General features: G+C 71.6%; 17 protein-coding genes and 4 pseudogenes. 18 read left to right on the top strand and 3 right to left on the bottom strand.

Annotated elements, in window-relative coordinates:
- Positions 1 to 94 precede the first annotated feature (94 nt).
- From FHS87_RS24035 to FHS87_RS24370, 3 genes and pseudogenes are all read left to right on the top strand, one after another.
- A pseudogene (locus tag FHS87_RS24035) lies at positions 95 to 265 on the top strand (ISNCY family transposase); the annotation flags it as partial.
- A gap of 210 nt (positions 266 to 475) precedes the next feature.
- Positions 476 to 607 carry a hypothetical protein gene (locus FHS87_RS24375; RefSeq protein WP_281394587.1) on the top strand — a complete coding sequence of 44 codons (132 nt, stop codon included), beginning with the start codon at positions 476 to 478 and terminating at the stop codon, positions 605 to 607.
- 224 nt (positions 608 to 831) lie between these two features.
- Positions 832 to 927: pseudogene (locus FHS87_RS24370) on the top strand (hypothetical protein); the annotation flags it as partial.
- Positions 928 to 1,173: 246 nt separating this feature from the next.
- Here the strand turns inward: FHS87_RS24370 and FHS87_RS22020 are convergent.
- Positions 1,174 to 2,073 carry a LysR family transcriptional regulator gene (locus tag FHS87_RS22020; protein WP_246418624.1) on the bottom strand — a complete coding sequence of 300 codons (900 nt, stop codon included), beginning with the start codon at positions 2,071 to 2,073 and terminating at the stop codon, positions 1,174 to 1,176.
- Between the two features lie 160 nt (positions 2,074 to 2,233).
- On the opposite strand from FHS87_RS22020, the gene FHS87_RS22015 reads away from it, so the two are divergent.
- The 3 genes and pseudogenes from FHS87_RS22015 (at position 2,234) to FHS87_RS22005 (ending at position 4,825) form a co-directional block, all read left to right on the top strand.
- A complete protein-coding gene (locus tag FHS87_RS22015; protein ID WP_184521652.1) occupies positions 2,234 to 2,554 on the top strand; it encodes a MoaF-related domain-containing protein in 321 nt (106 codons plus the stop codon).
- Positions 2,555 to 2,598: 44 nt separating this feature from the next.
- On the top strand, positions 2,599 to 3,480 hold the full coding sequence (locus FHS87_RS22010) for an MBL fold metallo-hydrolase (RefSeq protein WP_246418623.1): 882 nt from the start codon (positions 2,599 to 2,601) through the stop codon (positions 3,478 to 3,480).
- 213 nt (positions 3,481 to 3,693) lie between these two features.
- A pseudogene (locus tag FHS87_RS22005) lies at positions 3,694 to 4,825 on the top strand (pyridoxal phosphate-dependent aminotransferase).
- A gap of 59 nt (positions 4,826 to 4,884) precedes the next feature.
- Here the strand turns inward: FHS87_RS22005 and FHS87_RS22000 are convergent.
- Complete coding sequence (locus tag FHS87_RS22000; protein WP_184521647.1) at positions 4,885 to 5,724, bottom strand: IclR family transcriptional regulator domain-containing protein; 840 nt, start codon at positions 5,722 to 5,724, stop codon at positions 4,885 to 4,887.
- 145 nt (positions 5,725 to 5,869) lie between these two features.
- Between FHS87_RS22000 and FHS87_RS21995 the strand changes: the two genes are divergently transcribed.
- The 11 genes from FHS87_RS21995 to leuD all read left to right on the top strand — a co-directional run bounded on the left by FHS87_RS21995 (position 5,870) and on the right by leuD (position 17,013).
- Positions 5,870 to 6,649, top strand: coding sequence for a citryl-CoA lyase (locus FHS87_RS21995; RefSeq protein ID WP_184521645.1), 780 nt, complete (start codon positions 5,870 to 5,872; stop codon positions 6,647 to 6,649).
- Positions 6,646 to 8,265 carry a class I adenylate-forming enzyme family protein gene (locus FHS87_RS21990; protein ID WP_184521643.1) on the top strand — a complete coding sequence of 540 codons (1,620 nt, stop codon included), beginning with the start codon at positions 6,646 to 6,648 and terminating at the stop codon, positions 8,263 to 8,265. The genes FHS87_RS21995 and FHS87_RS21990 overlap by 4 nt, the downstream gene beginning before the upstream one ends.
- A 22-nt stretch (positions 8,266 to 8,287) precedes the next feature.
- Positions 8,288 to 9,106, top strand: coding sequence for a dioxygenase family protein (locus FHS87_RS21985; RefSeq protein WP_184521641.1), 819 nt, complete (start codon positions 8,288 to 8,290; stop codon positions 9,104 to 9,106).
- A gap of 10 nt (positions 9,107 to 9,116) precedes the next feature.
- Positions 9,117 to 10,244: an iron-containing alcohol dehydrogenase gene (locus tag FHS87_RS21980; RefSeq protein ID WP_184521639.1), complete on the top strand. Its 1,128-nt coding sequence runs from the start codon at positions 9,117 to 9,119 to the stop codon at positions 10,242 to 10,244.
- A gap of 62 nt (positions 10,245 to 10,306) precedes the next feature.
- Positions 10,307 to 11,614 (top strand): ABC transporter substrate-binding protein, encoded by a 1,308-nt coding sequence (locus FHS87_RS21975; RefSeq protein WP_184521638.1) that lies wholly within the window; start codon positions 10,307 to 10,309, stop codon positions 11,612 to 11,614.
- Positions 11,615 to 11,626: 12 nt separating this feature from the next.
- Positions 11,627 to 12,523 (top strand): branched-chain amino acid ABC transporter permease, encoded by an 897-nt coding sequence (locus FHS87_RS21970; RefSeq protein ID WP_184521636.1) that lies wholly within the window; start codon positions 11,627 to 11,629, stop codon positions 12,521 to 12,523.
- A 1-nt stretch (position 12,524) separates the two neighbouring features.
- Positions 12,525 to 13,460 carry a branched-chain amino acid ABC transporter permease gene (locus FHS87_RS21965; protein ID WP_184521634.1) on the top strand — a complete coding sequence of 312 codons (936 nt, stop codon included), beginning with the start codon at positions 12,525 to 12,527 and terminating at the stop codon, positions 13,458 to 13,460.
- Entirely contained in the window at positions 13,460 to 14,218 is a 759-nt protein-coding gene (locus tag FHS87_RS21960) for an ABC transporter ATP-binding protein (RefSeq protein ID WP_184521632.1), read from the top strand. The genes FHS87_RS21965 and FHS87_RS21960 overlap by 1 nt, the downstream gene beginning before the upstream one ends.
- A complete protein-coding gene (locus tag FHS87_RS21955) occupies positions 14,215 to 14,892 on the top strand; it encodes an ABC transporter ATP-binding protein (RefSeq protein ID WP_184521630.1) in 678 nt (225 codons plus the stop codon). The genes FHS87_RS21960 and FHS87_RS21955 overlap by 4 nt, the downstream gene beginning before the upstream one ends.
- Positions 14,873 to 16,327, top strand: coding sequence for a 3-isopropylmalate dehydratase large subunit (leuC, locus tag FHS87_RS21950; protein ID WP_246418622.1), 1,455 nt, complete (start codon positions 14,873 to 14,875; stop codon positions 16,325 to 16,327). The genes FHS87_RS21955 and leuC overlap by 20 nt, the downstream gene beginning before the upstream one ends.
- Positions 16,324 to 17,013 (top strand): 3-isopropylmalate dehydratase small subunit, encoded by a 690-nt coding sequence (gene leuD / locus FHS87_RS21945; RefSeq protein WP_184521628.1) that lies wholly within the window; start codon positions 16,324 to 16,326, stop codon positions 17,011 to 17,013. The genes leuC and leuD overlap by 4 nt, the downstream gene beginning before the upstream one ends.
- A gap of 25 nt (positions 17,014 to 17,038) precedes the next feature.
- Here the strand turns inward: leuD and FHS87_RS21940 are convergent, their stop codons facing one another.
- Positions 17,039 to 17,248: a hypothetical protein gene (locus FHS87_RS21940; RefSeq protein WP_184521626.1), complete on the bottom strand. Its 210-nt coding sequence runs from the start codon at positions 17,246 to 17,248 to the stop codon at positions 17,039 to 17,041.
- A gap of 109 nt (positions 17,249 to 17,357) precedes the next feature.
- On the opposite strand from FHS87_RS21940, the pseudogene FHS87_RS24030 reads away from it, so the two are divergent.
- A pseudogene (locus FHS87_RS24030) lies at positions 17,358 to 18,297 on the top strand (IS630 family transposase); the annotation flags it as partial.

The following is an 18,297-nucleotide window of genomic DNA, read 5'->3' as shown; positions in this document are numbered from 1 at the left end:
CGCCATGCGCTACGACCGATGCGCCCACACCTTCATGTCCGCCATCTGCCTCGCCGCTACCATCCTCTTCTGGATCAATGAGTCCTGACCCTAGACCGTCTTCGACAAAGACCAGCGGGTTACCCATGCAGCCGTTGTGGAGAACAAGCGGCTGAGCGAGGTCCTCGGGTATATTTAAGGTGCACAGGCGCTGATGCCGCTGCCACGGGTGAAGAGCAACAGCGAGAAGATGGGCTACCAGAAGAACGGCAGGAAGCGAGGGAGACCGCCGGGTTCACCCGGCAGGCTCACCGAGCCGCTGGATCGAGCCGCTGCCCAAGGGAGCGCCGTATGACGCGACGCATGATGCCATCTGCTCCGCTCGACAAGCGTCGAGAACGGCTACGCCAAATGGGGACCTTTCTGCTTTGAAGAACATCAGGACAACTCAACTTGGTTGCAACATCCGTTGTTGCAACCCGGTAGAAATGTCGGCGTGCCCAGCCTGCCGGCGCGCAACCTGCTCTTCCTCAACGACCCCGCGCGGCGCGGCCACCTCATCAACGCCACCCGCACCCACCTGCCGGAGGCGGACGATCAACGGAGGGTGTCGCGCTTGTGGATATGACTGGAGACGGCGACCTCGACGTGGTGCTCGCCAGCCCCGCCCACCGCGGGAGGTGCACGTGGCCGACGCGACGGGCGACGATCGGCCCGACATCCTGTTCTTCAACAGCACAAGCAACAACGCGGGGTCGGACAAGGAACCGCGGACGCGGCTGCTTGTGAACGACGGGCAGGACCGCTTCCGCGGCGGAGCGGCTGCCGGCGCACCACTCCTCCAGCTAGGCCGGCACGGTGGTGGACGTAGACGGGGACGGCGCGCCGGACCTGCTGGTCGGCGCCATCCAGGTGCCCGGCTTCGTACCCCTCCAGCTCCGCACCTAGCGGAACGGCGGCCAGGGGCGCTTTTGCGACATCACGGACGAGGTCGTGCCCGGCATCACCGTGGGGCGGAGCTGGAGCATGGGGCAGGGCGGCCCGGACGGCGACGAAAAGCCGGACGTGCTGATCGGCGGCTGGGGCACGCAGGCGAGCCTGCTGCTGACGGATAGCGACTGCTACCGCGTGTCGATCCCGCCGGTGACGCCGCTCACCCCCGCGGCACGGCGCCGGGGGTGGGCGTGGCCAGGATCAGCGGCCGGGCTTCGGGCCGTGGTCCTGGGCGTGCTCCCCGGCCAGCATCGCCACGAAGGCGGTGACTTTGGGCGGCCGGAAGCGCGAGGCGGGGAACACCGCGTGAACGCCGCCCGAGGGCAGGTCCCAGTCCGGCAGCAGCCGGACCAGCCGCCCGTCCCGGACGGGCTCCGTCACCAGGAAGTCCGGCAGGACCGAGACGCCGCCCCCCGCGAGCGTCGCGGCCAGCACGGCGGGCGTGGCGTTGGCGGCCAGGACCTCGCGCATCCGCACCGTGCGGTCGCCGCGCCGGTGGTGGACGAAGCGCCAGGTCAGCGGGTCGCGCAGCGCCCGGTTCGCGACGAAGGGTAGGGCCTGGAGCGCCTCCGGGTCGCTCGCCGCCGCGGCCAGGCCCGGCGCGGCGACGAGCCATTGCCCGAAGCCGCCAATCCGCTGCCCCTCCAGGCCGGGCTCCTCCAGCCATCCGACCCGGACGGCGAGGTCCACCCGGCCGGCGGCGAGGTCGATCCGCTCGTCCGAGAGCAGCAGCTCGATGCCGCAGCGCGGGTGGGCGAGGGAGAATCGCGCTGCCAGGGGCGCGATCCGGGAGGTCCCGTAGTCGTTCGGCGCCGCCACCCGGAGCAGCCCGGCCGGCTCCGACTGCGCGCTGGCGATCTCCGCTCGTGCGTCCTCGACCTCGCGCAGGATCGCGGCGCAGCGCGCGTGCAGCGTGCGGCCGGCCTCGGTCAGGGCCAGACGGCGGCTCGTCCGCAGCAGCAGCGCGGTCCGCAACTCCTCCTCCAGCCGCATCACCTGCTGGCTGAGCAGGGCTTTGGTGACGCCGAGCTGCCGGGCGGCTTCGCTGTAGGAGCCAGCCTCCGCCACGGCGGCGAAGTAGGCGAGGCGGTTTAGGTTCAACGCGGCCAGCGGAGGGTCTCCTGTCCCGGGATCGTCAATCCATAGCAGACGATCCGGTGCGGTTATCAAGATTTCCTCTCCTTCAAGCGCCGCCTACTGTGTTCCCCGTCCAAGGGCGCCGCCAGCCGCGGCCGGACCGCCCGCCATAGGAGACCCCGATGTGACGACCGACCGCTTCCCCGCGCCGGGCCATATCTATGAGGCCCGCTTCGGCGCGATGGCCTTCCGCCTGCAGTTCGATGCCGACGGCCGGACCATGCGCTTCGTGCCCGCCGACGCCCCCAATTTCACCGGGGCGCAGGCCGTCACCTATCAGGCGACCGCCATCCGCCCCGGCGTCTTCATGGTTACCTGGAAGGAGGCCGACGGCACCACCGTTACCCATGTCGAGGATTTCGAGCATGGCGAGGTGCGCACGAACATCACCCAGCCCGACCTCACCTTCCTCAACCTCGCCGGCACCTGGAGCCGGGTGGGCTGAGCCGCCCGACAGGAGAACGACCCATGATCTCACGGAGACACGCCATGACCGCCACCCTCGCCCTCGGCGCCGCAGCGGCCTTCGCCGCGGAGGGGGCCGGCCAGTCCGCCGCGCCGCGCCTGCGCCTGCGGCACTTCCCGGCCGGGCCGAACGGCTTCTTCCGCGCGCCGGTACTCCTGACCGGCCCGACGGAATCCCTGCTCGTGGACGGAGGCTTCACCTTCCCCGACGGCCAGGTGTTGGCCGAGGCGATCCGCGCCGAGGGCAAGCCGCTGAAAGCCGTTTACGTCAGCCAGTCCGATCCCGACTACTACTTCAGCCTCAAGCCTGTACTGGCGGTCTTCCCCAACGCCCGCGTGCTCGCCGCCCCCGAGACCATCGCAGCCATCCGCGGCAACGTGGAGAAGAAGCTCGCCGCCTGGGGGCCGCAACTCGGCGCCAACGGTCCCCGGAGCCTCGCGGACATCACGATGCCCGAGCCCCACAGCGCCCCGACCCTGACGGTGGACGGCGAGACGGTGGAGATCGTCCCGGCGCAGGCCGGGCTGGCCAACCGCCGCCACCTGCGCATCCCGTCGCTGAACGCCGTGCTCGGCGGCGTGCTCGTCTTCTCGGGCGTCCACGTCTGGACCGCCGACACGCAGCGCGCGGAGGAGCGGGCGGCCTGGGTCGCCTCGCTGGACGCCATCGCCGCTGTCCGCCCGTCCCTAGTCGTGCCGGGCCACATGGCCCCGGGCGCGGCGACCGACCTCTCGGCGGTGGCCTTCACCAGGGCCTACCTGCTCGCCTTCGAAGACGAGCTCGCGAAAGCCGCCGACGGCGCGGCGCTGAAGGCGATCATGGAGGCGCGCTTCCCCGGCCTCGGCATGGGCGTCGCGCTCGACATTGGCTCGAAGGTCGCCAAGGGCGAGATGACCTGGGGCTGATCCGGTCCGGCGCGGCCTGACACCGGCGCCTCCGTTCCGATCCTTTAGCGTACTGCCGTGGCCAGAGGGAGCTAGGAGTAATTCTTCTTCCCTCCGAGCCTCCGGTCGCGGTTTCTCCAAGAAAAGGAGAGTGACGCGGCGTCAGGGAACGCCCAGGCGCTTCAGCGCCGCGTCCACCCGGGCGCGGTCGTACCGCCCAGCGGCCGGTCTCCCATGCCCAAGGACTCCGTCGTGACCGCGTTCAGGCTCTCCCGCCGGCTGGATTACATCAGCGTCCCCGCTTCCATGGCCGTGACCCAGCTGGGCAAGGAGCTGAAGGAGCAGGGCGTCAGCGTGATCAGCCTCTCCCAGGGCGAGCCGGACTTCACGACCACGGCCCAGGCGGTGGAGGCGGCGCACCGGGCGGCGCGTGGGGGAGACCACCTACACGCCGCAAGAGGGCACGGCGGCGATGAAGTGGGCCATGCAGGCGACGCTGGACGAGGGCGACGAAGTGATCGTCCCCTCCCCCTACTGGGTCAGCTACGGCGACATCGCCAGGCTGTTCGGCGGGCGGCCCGTGACCGTGCTATGCCCCGAGGCCAACGGCTTCCGCCTTCGGCCAGAAGCGTTGGAAACGGCGATCACCCCGCGCACGCGCTGGGTGGTCCTCAACTCTCCGAACAACCCATCCGGCGCCGTGGCCGGGTGGGACGACATGCGCGCCATCGCCGACGTGATGCTGCAGCACCCGCACGTCCTGATCCTGACCGACGACATGTACGAGCACCTACTCTACGACGACGCGCGTTTCTGCACGACCGCGCAGGTGGAGCCGCGGCTGCGGGACCGGGTGCTCACCGTCAACGGTGGCTCCAAGAGCTATTCCATGACGGGCTGGCGGGTGGGCTTCTGCGGGGGCCCGATGGCGCTGATCAAAGGCATGGCGAAGGTCCAGGGGCAGTCCACCGGCGGCATCTCCGGGATCAGCCAGGCCGCGGCCGTGGCCGCGCTGGAAGGGCCGCAGGACGGCCTGCAGGTACGGGCCGCCATCTACCGCGGACGGCGCGACATGGCGCTGTCGATGCTGGCGACGGCGCCGGGCCTGCGCTGCCGCAAGCCGGGAGGGGCCTTCTACCTCTTCGTCAACATGGAAGGCTGCCTCGGCAAGGTGACGGCGGGAGGCGCGCGCATCGCGACGGACCAGGACTTCATGACCGCCCTCTTGCGGGAGCAGGCCGTCGCGGCGGTGCACGGCGCGGCCTACGGCATGAGCCCCTTCTTCCGCCTCTCCTATGCCACGAGCGACGCGCTGTTCCGGAAAGGATGCGAGCGGATCGTCAGATTCTGCGCTCGGACGCAGTGAGGTCGAGCGGGACTCGTTAATGCCGCTGTCCGGGGGAGCGGGCCCCCTCGAGCGCGGCGTCAGTCATGGGCGAGTGCGGCCGTCCCGATCGCGTGCGACAGGGCCGGGAAGCGCTCCAGGGCCCTCTCGATTTCCTGAGCCGTGTCGGTGATCGGCCCGAGCCGCGTGGCGACCAGCGCGGCCTCGTCGTTGCGCGCCAGCTCGGACGAGAGATTGATCGCCGCCACGACCCGCCCGTTCGTGTCGCGGACCGGCACGGCGATTGCCACGACCCCATACTCGAGCTGCTCCCGCGCGACCGCGTAGCCCCGGTCCCGGACGGAGGCGATAGCCTCCTCGAGGGCCGCCCGGGTATGCCGCGTCCGGCTCGTGTAGGCGGCATAGGGCGCCTTCGCCAGCCGCTTCTCCAATTGCGGCGGGTCGAGATGGGCCCAGAGCGCCAGCCCCAGCGAGGTCGCGTAGGCGGGCGAGCGGAAGCCGACCGAGCCGTTGTAGCGGATGCGCCGGTTACTGGGGGCGTGTGCGACGTACAGCACGCTGTCGCCATCGAGCACCGCGAGCGAGGCGGAGTCCTTGAAGCGGTCGGCAATGGCCTGGAGGGAGGACTGCGCGATCTCGCGGATGTTCATCGAGCTGAGGAAAGCGGAGCCCAGCCCTAGCACGCGGGGCAGCAGTAGGAAACGCTTGCCGTAGGAGCCGACATAGCCGAGGTGCTGGAGCGTGAGCAGCGCGCGCCGCGCCGTGGCGGGTGGCAGCCGGGTGCGCTGCGCCACCTCGCTGAGGGTGAGTTCTGGGGTGTCGGCCGAAAAGGCCTCGATGACGCTCAGCCCCCTCGCGAGGGCCGTGACGAGTTCGGATTTCCGGCCATCCTCGGACCGGCCGTGCAGCGTGTCTCCCATGGCCCGTCTCTACCGAACTTCTTCGCCAAGCGAAATAGCGTTCGCTGCATGAAATAGCTGTTGCGACCTCCTTCGCCCCACCCTAGCCTATCACAAATTACGAAGAAACTTTCGCTGTGCGAAAATGAGGGGAGCAAGCGCACTGATGAGTGGATCGACCGGTCCTCGCACATCCATCGCCGTGGCCGAGCTGCGCCGGATCGAGGTGCGCGGCCGAGACCTCTGCGACGACCTGCTCGGCCGGGTCGCCTTCACCGACTACTTCCTGCTCCTGCTCACGGGCGAGATGCCGGACGAGCGGCTGCGCCGCGTGACGGAGGCGACGCTCGTCGCGATCGCCGAGCACGGCCTCGTCCCTTCGGTGGTCGCGGCCCGCATGACGCTGGCGGCGGCGCCGGACGCACTGCAGGGCGCGGTCGCCGCGGGGCTGCTCGGCTGCGGCTCCGTGATCCTCGGTGCCGCCGAGACCGCCGGCGACATGCTGGCGGAGGTCCTGGCGCAGGAGGCCGAGGCCGGCAGCCTGGACGAGGCCGCGCGGCGCGTGCTGACCCCCATCCGCGCGGCGCGGCGCGCGCTGCCCGGCTTCGGCCACCCCATCCACCGCGAGGGCGATCCCCGCGCCGCGAAGCTGCTGTCCCTGGCCGAGGAATGGGGCACGGCCGGCGCGCACTGCGCCGCGCTGCGGGCCGTCGGGGCGCAGGTGGAGGGGATCTGGGGCCGCCCGCTGGTGCTGAACGTCTCCGGCGCCATCCCGGCCGTGCTGCTGGATGCCGGCTATCCCCGGCGGGCGCTGCGGGGCATTCCGATCCTGGCCCGGGCCGCGTCCCTCATCGCCCACCTGCTGGAGGAATCGCAGCGCCCGACCGGCTTCGCCATGGCGGACGCGGCCGCGGCGGCCGTCCCCTACAACGGGCCGCGCCCGTGAGCGCCGACCCTACGGCGGGGCTGACGGCGCCCCTCCAGGTCATCGCGCGCTTCCGCGACCACGACTTCACCCTGCACGACTTCCTGCGGGCGCGCGTCGAGGCGCAGCCGGACGGCACCGCGCTAGAGTTCGAGGGACGCGCCTGGAGCTACGGGCAGCTCGACGGGCTGGTGGCGCGCTGGGCCGGCTGGCTCGCGGCGAAGGGGGTGGCGGCCGGCGACACGCTCGCCGTCATGGCTCAGAACGACCCGAACACCGTCGCCCTGCTCTTCGCCGCGGCGCGGCTGGGCGCGATCCTCGTGCCGGTCAACCCGGATTACGGCGTGCCGGAGGCGCGCTACGTCCTTGACCACGCGCAGGTCCGCGGCGTGGTGGTCTCGCCGGACCGGCAGCCGGTCGCGGAGGAGGCGCTGGAGGCGGTGCCGAACGCGCAGGGCAGCCCCGCCTGGGTGGCCCCGCTGGGCGCAGCGTTGGAGGCGGAGATCGCCGCGGCGGCGCCCTGGACGGCGGGCCGGGGCGACGCCGACGACTGCTGCCTCATCATCTACACCTCCGGCACCACGGGCTTCCCGAAGGGCGCGATGCACGGGCAGCGCGGCTTCGTGCTGACGGCCGAGGCCTTCGTCGAGCGGCTCTGGCTGCAACCGGACGAGCGGGTGATGTGCGTGATGCCGATGTTCCACGTCAATGCGCTGATGTACTCCGTCGGTGGCGGGCTGGCCTGCGGCGGGACGATCGTGCTGGTGCGGCGCTTTTCCGCCTCTGGCTTCTGGCGGACGGTGGCCGAGACGCGCTCGACGGAGGTGAACCTCGTCGCCGCCGCCGGCTCCATCCTCGTGCAGCGTCCGCGCAGCGAGTTCGTGCCCGGCCACGGGCTGGCGAAGATGTTCGTCGCGCCGCAGACCCGCGCCATGGTGGACAGCCTGCGCGACGAGTTGGAGGTTCCGCTGCTGATCGAGTGCTACGGCATGACGGAGATCCCCGGCGTCATCAGCAATCCCTTTGCCGGGCCGCACATCCTCGGCACCATGGGCGTGCTGTGCCGTCACCCGGACCCGCGCATCGAGCGGCCGCGGGCGCGGATCGTGGACGAGGACGGGCAGGACGTGCCGCCGGGCACGACCGGCGAGCTGCTGGTCCGCACGCCGACAGTGATGCAGGGCTATTACCGCGACCCCGGCCAGACCGAGGCCGCCTTCCAGAATGGCTGGTTCCGCACCGGCGACCTCGTGCGGCTGGGCGAGGATGGGTTCTACCGCTTCGTCGCCCGCAAGAAGGACATCATCCGGCGGCGCGGCGAGAACGTGGCGAGCGCGGAGGTGGAGCGGACCATCGCCGAATGTGCGGGGGTCGCGGACGTCGCGGTGATCGGCGTGCCCTCGCCGCTCGGCGAGGAGGACATCCTCGCCGCCGTCGTCCCCGCTCCCGGCGCCCCGCACGACGCGGCGGCGATCATTGCGTGGACGCGGGCGCGGCTGAGCGCGCCGAAAGTGCCCCGCTACGTGGCCTTCGTGGACGCCATCCCGCTGACCCCGACGCACAAGCCGGCCAAGCACCGGCTGAGGGAAGATCCGACGCTGATGCAGCGCGCCATCGACATGGCCACGCCGGCGTGACGGACAGGAGAGGGACGGGTCCATGAACGAGTTCTGCCAGCGTGCCATCGCAGCGATGGACCCCGGCGCGCCGGGCGCGGACCCGGCGCTGCAGCGCCAGGTCGCGGTGGTGCTGAAGCACCTGCACGCCATGCTCGACGAGCTGCGGACGGACGACGCCGATCTGTACCGCTTCATGGCCTGGCTGGAGCGCGTCGGCCGGGACGGGGACTTCGTGATGCTCTGCGACCTGCTGGGCCTGACGATGCGCTCCGTCCAACTCACGCACGGCGTGGAGGGCGCGACACCACCGAACGTGCTCGGCCCCTTCCCGAAGGACGACGTGCCCGTGCAGCCCAACCCCGTCCTCCTCGCTGGGCCCGACGAGGCGGGAGAGCGGGTTGAGTTGCGCGGCACGGTGCGCTCCGCCGATGGCGGTGCCTCCATCCCCGGCGCCCGCCTCGTGATCTGGCAGACCAACCACGCCGGCAAGTACGAGAACGAGGATCCAGACCAGGTGCCCGACAACTTCCGCGCCCGCTTTGTGGCGGACCAGGACGGGCACTTCTCCATCTCCACCATCCTCCCCGGCCCCTACGAGATCGGCAGCCTGCACAGCGCGGTCGGGGAGATGATGGCCAAGCTCGGCCGGCACCGGCTGCGCGCGCCGCACCTGCACTACAAGGTGGAGGCCCCGAGCTTCCGCCCGCTCGTCTCGCAGATCTACTTCGAGGGGCAGCCTTCCAACGAGACCGACTGCATCTTCAGCCCGCACCCCGCGATCACCGTGCGGCCGGAGGCGCATCCGGACCGGCCGGGGCAGCTGTTAGCGCGGTACGACATTTTCCTGGCCGCCGCATAGGATCCGCGCCGTGAGCATCATCCAGTACCTGACCCAGGTCAGCCTCGGGCCCGGCGCCATCGCCGGGCTGGCTGACGGCATCCGGAGCCTGGGCATGGAGCGGCCGCTGGTGGTGACCGATCCCGGCCTTCGGGACTCCGCCATCTTCCGGCGGATGATGGAGGCGGCCGGGCGGGAGATGCCCGTGTTCAGCGGCACGCCGCCTAACCCGACCGAGGAGGCCGCGCTCCAGGCCCTGGACACCTACCGGGCGGAGGGCTGCGACGGCGTGCTCGCCTTCGGCGGCGGGTCGCCGATCGACCTCGCCAAGGCGGTCGCGATCCTGGCGACCCACGAGCCGCCGCTTGCGCAGTACGCGCTGATCCTCGGCGGCCTCTCGCGCATCACGGCGCGGGTCGCGCCTATCCTCGCCGTGCCGACGACGGCCGGGACGGGCTCCGAAGTGGGACGCGGCGCGCTGATCACGCTGTCGGACGGGCGAAAGCTCGGGCTCATCAGCCCGCACGTGATCCCCGGGCTGGCAATCTGCGACCCGGAGCTGACGCTCGACCTGCCGCCGCGCCTCACCGCCGCGACCGGAATCGACGCGCTCGCCCACTGCGTCGAGACCTTCCTCTCCCCGCGCGAGAACCCGGTGGCGGACGCCATCGCGCTGGACGGCGCGGGCCGCGCCTACCGCCACATCGAGCGCGCCTGCCGGCAGGGCCGCGACGTCGGGGGGCGACTGGAGATGATGACGGCCGCGCTGATGGGCGGGCTCTGCTTCCAGAAAGGGCTGGGGGCGGTGCACTCGCTCTCGCACGCCCTCGGTGCCATCAAGGAGCCCTCCTTCCACCACGGCACGCTCAACGCCGTGCTGATGCCGGCGGTGCTGCGCGCCAACGCCCCGCATGTCGGGACGAAGATGGAGCGGCTGAAGGCGGCGATCGGCCTCGCCGCCGCGGACGACCTGCCGGCGGCGCTGGAGGCGCTGAACGCGCAGCTCGGCCTGCCCGCCACGCTGGCGGAGATGGGCGTCACCCGCGCGATGCTGCCGGACGTCATCGAACGGGCGCTCGCCGACCACTCGCACGCCACGAACCCCTTCCAGCCGACCGCCGACGAGTACGGGCGGATCCTGGATGCCGTGATGGGCTGAGGCGACCCGGCCGGGAACCGGCTGGGCAACAGAAGCAAAAAAGCAAGGGAAGAACGGACGTGATGAGAAGGCTTTCAAAGATCACGCTGGCGGCCGCGGCGCTGGCCGCGTGCCTTCAGGCGGGCGGCGCGCTGGCGCAGGAGAAGCTGCGGATCGCCGTGGTCACCCCGTTGACCGGTCCGCTGGCCTCGGTCAACGTGCCCGGCCAGAACGCCGCGCGCATCCTGGCGGAGGCCATCAACGCGGGCACCCTGCCCGCGCCCTATTCCGGCCGCCGCGGGATGGGAGGCGCCGAGGTCGAGCTGTTCTTCCTCGACGAGAACGGCGGCAACGCGAAGCAGGTCTCCGAGTTCCGCGGCCTGGCCGAGCGGCGCGGCGCGGACGTGGTGATGGGCTTCGGCTCCGCTGCGACCTGCCTTGCCGTGGCGCCGGTGGCGGAGGAGCTGAAGGTCCTCACGGTGATGTCGACCTGCGCCACGCCGCGCATCTTCGAGGACGCCAGCTACGAGTACGTCTTCCGCACCACCGCCCACACCACGATGGACAGCGCGGCCCTTGCCCTCTACGTCCGGCAGCGCCTGCCGGAGGTCCGTACGGTCGGCCACATCAACCCGAACTTCGCGCTCGGCCAGGATTCCTGGCGCGACTTCGCCGCCGCCATGAAGTCGGCGATGCCGGCGACGCGGGTGGTGGCGGAGCAGTGGCCCACCATGGGATCGGGGCAGTACACGGCGGAGATCTCCGCCCTTGCGGCCCGGCGGCCCGACCTGATCCACACCTCCCTGACCGGCACGGACATGGAGGCCTTCATGACGCAGATGTCGGCCCGCGGGCTGCAGGAGCAGTCGCGCATCGTCGCGCCGCTGCTGGAGCTGGCCATCAACCGCATGGGGCGGCAGATCCCGGAAGGCATCATCTTCACCGCCCGCGGCACGAACGGCCTCTTCGCCCCGCCCTCGGCGCTGAACACCTGGTTCACCGACATCTACCGCGGCCGGCACAACGAGATGCCGGTCTTCACGGCCTACCAGTACGCCGCCACGCTCCTGGCCCTGAAGGCGGCCTACGACAAGGCCGCGGGACCGGCAGGCGCGCGCCCGGCCACGCGGGACGTGATCGCCGCCCTGCGTAGCAGCACCTTCGAGGCGCCGGGCGGGACGATCCGCATGGCCCTCGGCAACGGGCATCAGGCCATCCAGGACACCGCTGTCGGGGAGTTCGGGTTCGACCGGCGCGCCAACGTGACCACCGTCCGCAACGTCACCGTCTTCCCGGCCGCCTGCGTCAATCCGCCGGCGGGCGCGCGGAGCGAGGCCTGGCTGCGCGACGGCATGCCCGGGGCGGACTGCTCGGGCATCGTCAACCGCTGACGGCCGGGCGCGATGTCGACGCTGATCGCGATCGCGGTGGACGGGGCCATCCACGGGGCCTGGCTCTTCCTCGTCGCGGTGGGGCTGACGCTGGTGTTCGGGGTCATGAAGATCCTGAACATCGCGCACGGGAACCTCTATGCCATCGGCGCCTATGCCGCGGCCACTGCGCTCGGATATTGGTTCGCCTCGCACCCGCCCTCCGCCGCGGCCCTCGCGATCCAGGTCGGGGCGGCCCTCGCCGCCGGCCTCGTGCTGGGCCTGCTGCTGGAGGTCGCCGTGCTGCGGCACCTCCACGGGCGGGACGAGGTGTCCGTCGCCCTCGCCACCTACGCGCTGCTGCTGATCCTGGATGACGTGATGCTGATGATCTGGGGGACGGACCCGCAATCCGCCGCGGCCCCCTACCTCCTGCTCGGGGCGTCGCGCATCGCCGGGATGCGCTTCAACAACTACGAGTTCCTGGTGATGGGCCTGGCCATCCTCGTCGGCCTGCTGATCTGGTGGGTGCTGACGCGCACCGGCACCGGCCGCCGCCTCACGGCCGTGATCCACGACCGGGAGATGGCTGCGGCCATGGGCATCAACGTGCGGGCCGTCCACGTCGCCACCTTCGTCGCGGGCGCCTGCCTCGCAGCCCTCGGCGGGGCCTTCACGGCGCCGATGATTCCGGTGGCCCCCGGCATCGGCGCGGAGATCATCGTGGTCACCTTCGCCGTGGTCGTCATCGGCGGCATGGGCAGCATCCCCGGCGCGGCGGTCGGCGCCCTCGTCGTCGGCCTGGCGCGGGCGGCGGCGGTGCACCTCTATCCGCCGGCCGAGGTGTTCATCGTCTATGCCGTGATGGCCGGGGTGCTCTGCTTCCGCCCCAACGGGCTCTTCCCGCAGGCCGCAGTCAGAAGGATCTAGGATGTTTCGACGCGCCGACCTCCGGCTCGCCGCGGCGGGCGCCGTGCTGCTCGCCGCCACCAGCCTCATGCCGGGATGGCTGCTGGTCCTCGCCGCCACCGCCCTGGCCAAGGGCATCGTGGCGCTCGGGCTGCTGCTGCTCATGCGCGCCGGCCTCGTCCCCTTCGGGCAGGCGATGTTCTACTGCCTCGGCGGCTACGCGGCGGGGCTCGGCTCCCTCTGGCTCGGGATCCGGGACGTGCTCCTCCTCCTCCTCCTCGCGGGGCTGGCCGCTGGCGCCGCGGGCTGGGTCGTCGGGCTGCTGATCCGGCGCTACCGCGGGATCTTCTTCGCCATGCTGAGCATGGCCTTCTCGATGATCCTCTACGGCGTCCTGCTGAAGTCGCAGGATCTCGGCTCCTCCGACGGCTTCTCCGTGCCGCGCCCGACGCTGCTCGGCCTGACGATGACCGGCACGCCCGCGCTCCGCATCCTCTTCGCCGTGACCGTCCTGCTAACCGTCCTCCTCGCCTGGGGCGTGTCGGCCTATCTCCGCACGGCGATGGGCCAGATCGGCCCGGCCATCCGCCAGAACGAGGTGCGCGTCAGCTATCTCGGCTACGAGCCGGACCGGCTGATCCACCGCGAGTACGCGGCCTCCGGCCTGCTGGCGGGGGTGGCCGGCGCGCTGGTGGCGATGCTGGTGGGTCAGGTGGACCCGGGCATGGGCTTCTGGATGACCTCGGGCGAGTTCGTTTTCATTGCCATCCTCGCCGGCACGGGCGGCATCTGGGGCTCGCTCGGCGCCGCCTTCATCCTGGAGGCGGTGCACGCCATCGCCTTCGACGTCGCGCCGACCTACTGGCGCCTGATCCTCGGGGGCACGCTGCTGGTGATGATCCTCCGCTTCCCGGCCGGGCTCTCCAGCCTGGCGCCCCGGCGGGTCAGGCGCGCGTGATGGCCGACGCGCCCGCCCTGCTCGAGGCCCAGGGTCTCGTCATGCGCTTCGGCGCCTTCACCGCGCTGCGCGGCATCAGCGCAACCATCCGCGGCGGCGAGGTGGTGGGGCTGATCGGCACGAACGGCGCCGGCAAGACTACCTTCCTCAACATGGTCACCGGCTACCTCCGCCCGACGGAGGGCCGCGTCCTGCTGGAGGGCCGGGACGTGACCGGCACCGGCCCGCGGGAGATGGTGGGCCGCGGCCTCGCCCGCTCCTTCCAGGTCCCGCAGCTCTTTCCGGAGATGACGGCGCGCGAGCACCTGGTGCTGGCCGAGGCGCTGGCCGACCAGGGGCAGCGCAGCCTGCTCGGCCCTCTGCCGGAGGGCGGGCGGGCGGAGGCGATGCTGGCGCGCTTCGGCCTCGCCGCCATCGCCGACACGGCGGTGAGCCTCGTCCCGCAGGGCCAGCGCAAGCTGATCGACATCGCCATGGCGCTCATGCTGCGCCCCCGGCTCCTCCTGCTGGACGAGCCGACCAGCGGCGTCTCCTCGGCGGAGAAGGGCCCGCTGATGCAGACGGTGTTCGAGGCCATCCGGGCCGGCGGCGTGACCGTGCTCTTCGTCGAGCACGACATGGAGATCGTCGAGCGCTACGTCACGCGCATCCTCGCCTTCCGCGACGGCGAGCTGCTTGCGGACGGAACCCCGGAGGCGGTGCTGCGGGACCGCGAGGTGGCCCGCAGCGTGCTCCGCAGGAAGGAGGTGGCGACGTGATCGAGGTCGAGGGACTCTGCGTCTCGATCGGCTCGGTGTCGATCCTCGAAGGGATCGCGCTGCGGGTCGAGGCCGGGACGACGGTCGGCGTGGTCGGGCACAACGGCGCCGGGAAGACGACGCTGATGCGCGCGCTGATGGGCCTGCTGCCCGCCCGCGCCGGCACCGTGCGGCTCTGCGGCGCGGAGGTGTCGCGCGCCGCCGTGCAGGCGCGCGTGCGCCTGGGCGTCGGCTACATGCCGGAGGACCGGCGGCTGGTGCCGAACCTGAGCGTGCGGGACAACATCCTTCTCCCGATGGAGGTGGCGCGGCGCGCGGACGCGGCCGCGTCCCTCGACCGCGTGCTGGACTGGATCCCGGAGCTGCGGCCGCTCGTCGGGCGGCAGGGCAGCCAGCTCTCCGGCGGCCAGCAGAAGCTCGCGGCGCTGGCGCGCGCCATCTGCTACGGCACCCGCATCCTCCTGCTCGACGAGCCCTTCGAGGGCGTGGCGCCGGCCCTGGTGGAGCGGCTGGGCCTTGTGCTGCGCGCAGTGGGCGGGACGGGCGCCACGGTCCTGATCACGGATTCGGAGGGCGAGAACCTGCGCGGCCTGTGCGCGCACCGCTACGAGATCGAGCGGGGCGCGCTGCGTCCCGCGCCGGAGGAGGCCGCCCATGCCCGAGCCCATGCCTGACTCGCTCCCCGATTCCGGGGCCGGCGACAGCCCACGCACACTCTACGACAAGCTCTGGGACAGCCACGTCGTCCACACCGAGGCGGACGGCACCACGCTGCTCTACGTGGACCGCCAGCTCATCCACGAGGTCAGCAGCCCGCAGGCCTTCGAAGGGCTGCGCGAGGGGGGGCGGAGCGTGCTCCGCCCCGGCCGCCACCTCGCGGTTGCCGACCACAACATCCCCACGCTGGACCGCCGGAACGGCATCCGCGACCCGATCTCCCGCCGGCAGGTCCAGGCGCTGGAGGGCAACGCGCGGGAGTTCGGCATCGCCTTCGTGCCGGTGCTCGACCCCCGTCAGGGGATCGTCCACGTCATCGGGCCCGAGCAGGGCATGACCCTGCCGGGGACAACCCTCGTCTGCGGCGATTCCCACACGAGCACCCACGGCGCGCTCGCCTGCTTGGCCTTCGGCATCGGCACGTCGGAGGTGGAGCACGTCCTTGCCACCCAGTGCCTCCCGACGCGGCGCATGAGAACCATGCGGATCCTCCTGGAGGGCACCCTGCCGCGGGGTGTCTCGGCGAAGGACCTCGCCCTCGCCCTCATCGGCTGGATCGGGACGGCCGGCGGCACAGGCTACGCCGTGGAGTATGCCGGCCCGGCCGTGCGCGCCCTCTCCATGGAGGGGCGCATGACCCTGTGCAACATGTCGATTGAGGCCGGGGCCCGCACCGGCCTCGTCGCGGTGGACGAGGTGACGATCGACTACCTCTGCGGCCGCCCCGCCGTGCCGCGGGGCGCGCTGTGGGACGAGGCCGTGGCGCACTGGCGCACCCTCGTCAGCGATCCCGGCGCCCGGTTCGACCGCGAAATTGTCCTGGACGTCACGGCGCTGGCGCCGCAGGTGACCTGGGGCACCTCCCCCGAGATGGTCGTGGACGTGACCGGCCGCGTGCCGGATCCGGCGGCCGAGGCGGACCCGGCCCGGCGCGAGCAGATCCGGCGCGCCCTCGGCTACATGGGGCTGCGGCCGGGCCAGCCAATGCAGGAGGTGGCCATCGACAAGGTCTTCATCGGCTCCTGCACCAACGGCCGGATCGAGGACCTGCGCGCCGCCGCCGAGGTGCTGCGCGGGCACCGGATCGCGCCCGGCATCCGCCAGGCGTTGGCGGTGCCAGGCTCCGGCCTCGTGCGCGCCCAGGCGGAGGCGGAAGGGCTGGACACCGTCTTCCGGGAGGCCGGCTTCGAGTGGCGCGAGCCCGGCTGCTCCATGTGCCTCGCCATGAACGAGGACGTCCTCCTCCCCGGCGACCGCTGCGCCGCGACGAGCAACCGCAACTTCGAGGGCCGTCAGGGCGCGGGCGGGCGCACGCACCTCGTCAGCCCCGCCATGGCCGCCGCCGCCGCCGTGGCCGGCCGCTTCGCCGACGTGCGGAAGATCCTGGCATGACGCCCTTCCTGCAGCATGACGGGCTGGTGGTCGCCATCCCCGCCGCCAATGTCGACACCGACGTGCTGGTGCCCAAGCAGTACCTCAAGCGCGTCGAGCGCACGGGGCTGGCCGACTACCTCTTCGATTCTTGGCGCTACCTGGACCGGGGCGGCGCGGGCGACGACCCCTACGCGAGCTGCGCCGGCCGGGCGCCCGATCCCGGCTTCCCGCTGAACCAGCCGCGGCACGCGGGCGCCAGCATCCTCGTCGCCCGCGCCAATTTCGGCTGCGGGTCCAGCCGCGAGCAGGCCGTCTGGGCGTTGGCGCAATGGGGCATCCGCGCGCTCGTCGCGCCCTCCTTTGGCGAGATCTTCCTCAACAACTGCTTCGCCAACGGCGTGCTGCCCATCGTGCTAGAGGCGGCGGCGGTGGAGGATCTCATCACCCGCGCCGGCGTGCCCGGCTTTCGCCTGACGGTCGACCTGCCGGAGCAGGCCGTGTCCGACGCCGTCGGCGGCCGCTGGGGCTTCGAGATCACCCCCTTCCGCAAGGCGTGTTTGATGCAGGGGGCCGACGCCGTCGTGCTGACGCAGCGGCACGACGCGGCCCTCGCCCGCTTCGAGGAGCGGCACGCCCGGCGCTTCCCCTGGTTGTCCACCACCCCGGCCGATGCCGGCTTTGCCCCGCCGGACGCCCAGCCCTAGCCCCCGTCCTGGATTTCAACCGCGCTCACGCCGGCCCTTCGGCGCCGAGGCCGCGCAGGAGCGCGCGCAGGCCGTAGCGCCAGGGCTCGCAGTCGGCGCAGCGCCGCATGGTGTTGACGAGGCTGCCGAGGCGCGGCGTGGAGATCGTCACCACGTCGCCGATCTCGTGCGTGAAGCCCTGGCCGGGGCCGCGCCGGTCCTGCACGGGCGCGAACATCGTGCCGAGGAACAGCACCGCGCCGTCGGGGTTATACCAACCGCCTTGGCCACTGACTCGGATGTGATCCCACCCGTGCGGCGGTTGTGATTCGCTCCTCCTCACCGCTGATTTTCAGGAGGCTGAGATGGCGTTGGCGATCACGAGGCAGGATTTTTCGGCCGCCAAGCTCCGGAAGTCGGCGGCGCGGAGCCGTGATGCAAGTGCGGCTCGCCGGATGCTGGCGATCGCACTGGTGCTGGAGGGATCGTCCCGCGGGGAGGCAGCCGAAAGCTGCGGCATGGATCGGCAGACACTGCGGGACTGGGTGCACCGCTATAACGCCGAAGGGCTTCCTGGGCTGGTGAACCGGCGCGCTCCGGGTCCAGCGCCACGGCTTTCGAGCGAGCAGGAGGGGTTGGTGGCCCGCTGGGTGGAGGAAGGACCAGAGCTGGAGCGTGACGGTGTCGTGCGCTGGCGCTGCCGTGACCTGCAGGCGCCTATCAGAAGCGAGTTCCGGGTCAGCCTGCACGAGCGCACGGTGGGCAAGCTGCTGACCAAGTTGCGCTTCCGCCGCCTGTCGGTCCGGCCACAGCACCCACAGAGCGACCCTGCCGCACAAGCGGCTTTTAAGGGGGCTTCGCTGATCGGGTGAGGGAAGCCGGCGGCGCGGTTGCACCCGGCACGCCCCTCGAGATCTGGTTCATGGACGAAGCCCGCGTCGGTCAGCAGGGCACGCTGACACGGATCTGGGCCAAGCGGGGCACGCGCCCGCGTGCCGTGCGCGATCACCGCTACACCTGGGCCTGGCTCTTCGGCGCGGTTTGTCCTGAGCGTGCCGTCGGCGCCGCTGTTGTGCTGCCTGAGGTCAACGTGGAGGCCATGAACATCCACCTGGCCGAGATCAGCCGCTGCGTCACAGAGGACGCGCATGCCGTTCTCGTGCTCGACGGCGCGGGCTGGCACACCTCACCCAGATTGAGCCTACCCGAAAACATCACCCTCGTCCCGCTGCCGCCGAAGTGCCCCGAACCTCCGAGGCAGTGCCTCGAAGCCGGTCGAGAAAGTCTGGACACGGGACCGCTGAG

It is taken from the genome of Muricoccus pecuniae, assembly GCF_014199205.1.
GTDB classification, from domain to species: Bacteria; Pseudomonadota; Alphaproteobacteria; order Acetobacterales; family Acetobacteraceae; genus Roseomonas; species Roseomonas pecuniae.
This window is presented reverse-complemented; position numbering and strand designations above follow the sequence as displayed.

Excerpts from the sequence above, each read along its gene's own strand:
- FHS87_RS21960 (WP_184521632.1), top strand. The coding sequence starts at position 13,460 with ATGGCCGACGCGCCCGCCCTGCTCGAGGCCCAGGGTCTCGTCATGCGC.
- FHS87_RS21985 (WP_184521641.1), top strand. The coding sequence starts at position 8,288 with ATGAACGAGTTCTGCCAGCGTGCCATCGCAGCGATGGACCCCGGCGCG.
- FHS87_RS21975 (WP_184521638.1), top strand. The coding sequence starts at position 10,307 with ATGAGAAGGCTTTCAAAGATCACGCTGGCGGCCGCGGCGCTGGCCGCG.
- FHS87_RS22010 (WP_246418623.1), top strand. The coding sequence starts at position 2,599 with ATGACCGCCACCCTCGCCCTCGGCGCCGCAGCGGCCTTCGCCGCGGAG.
- leuD (WP_184521628.1), top strand. The coding sequence starts at position 16,324 with ATGACGCCCTTCCTGCAGCATGACGGGCTGGTGGTCGCCATCCCCGCC.
- FHS87_RS21995 (WP_184521645.1), top strand. The coding sequence starts at position 5,870 with ATGAGTGGATCGACCGGTCCTCGCACATCCATCGCCGTGGCCGAGCTG.
- FHS87_RS21970 (WP_184521636.1), top strand. The coding sequence starts at position 11,627 with ATGTCGACGCTGATCGCGATCGCGGTGGACGGGGCCATCCACGGGGCC.
- leuC (WP_246418622.1), top strand. The coding sequence starts at position 14,873 with ATGCCCGAGCCCATGCCTGACTCGCTCCCCGATTCCGGGGCCGGCGAC.
- FHS87_RS22000 (WP_184521647.1), bottom strand. The coding sequence starts at position 5,724 with ATGGGAGACACGCTGCACGGCCGGTCCGAGGATGGCCGGAAATCCGAA.
- FHS87_RS21965 (WP_184521634.1), top strand. The coding sequence starts at position 12,525 with ATGTTTCGACGCGCCGACCTCCGGCTCGCCGCGGCGGGCGCCGTGCTG.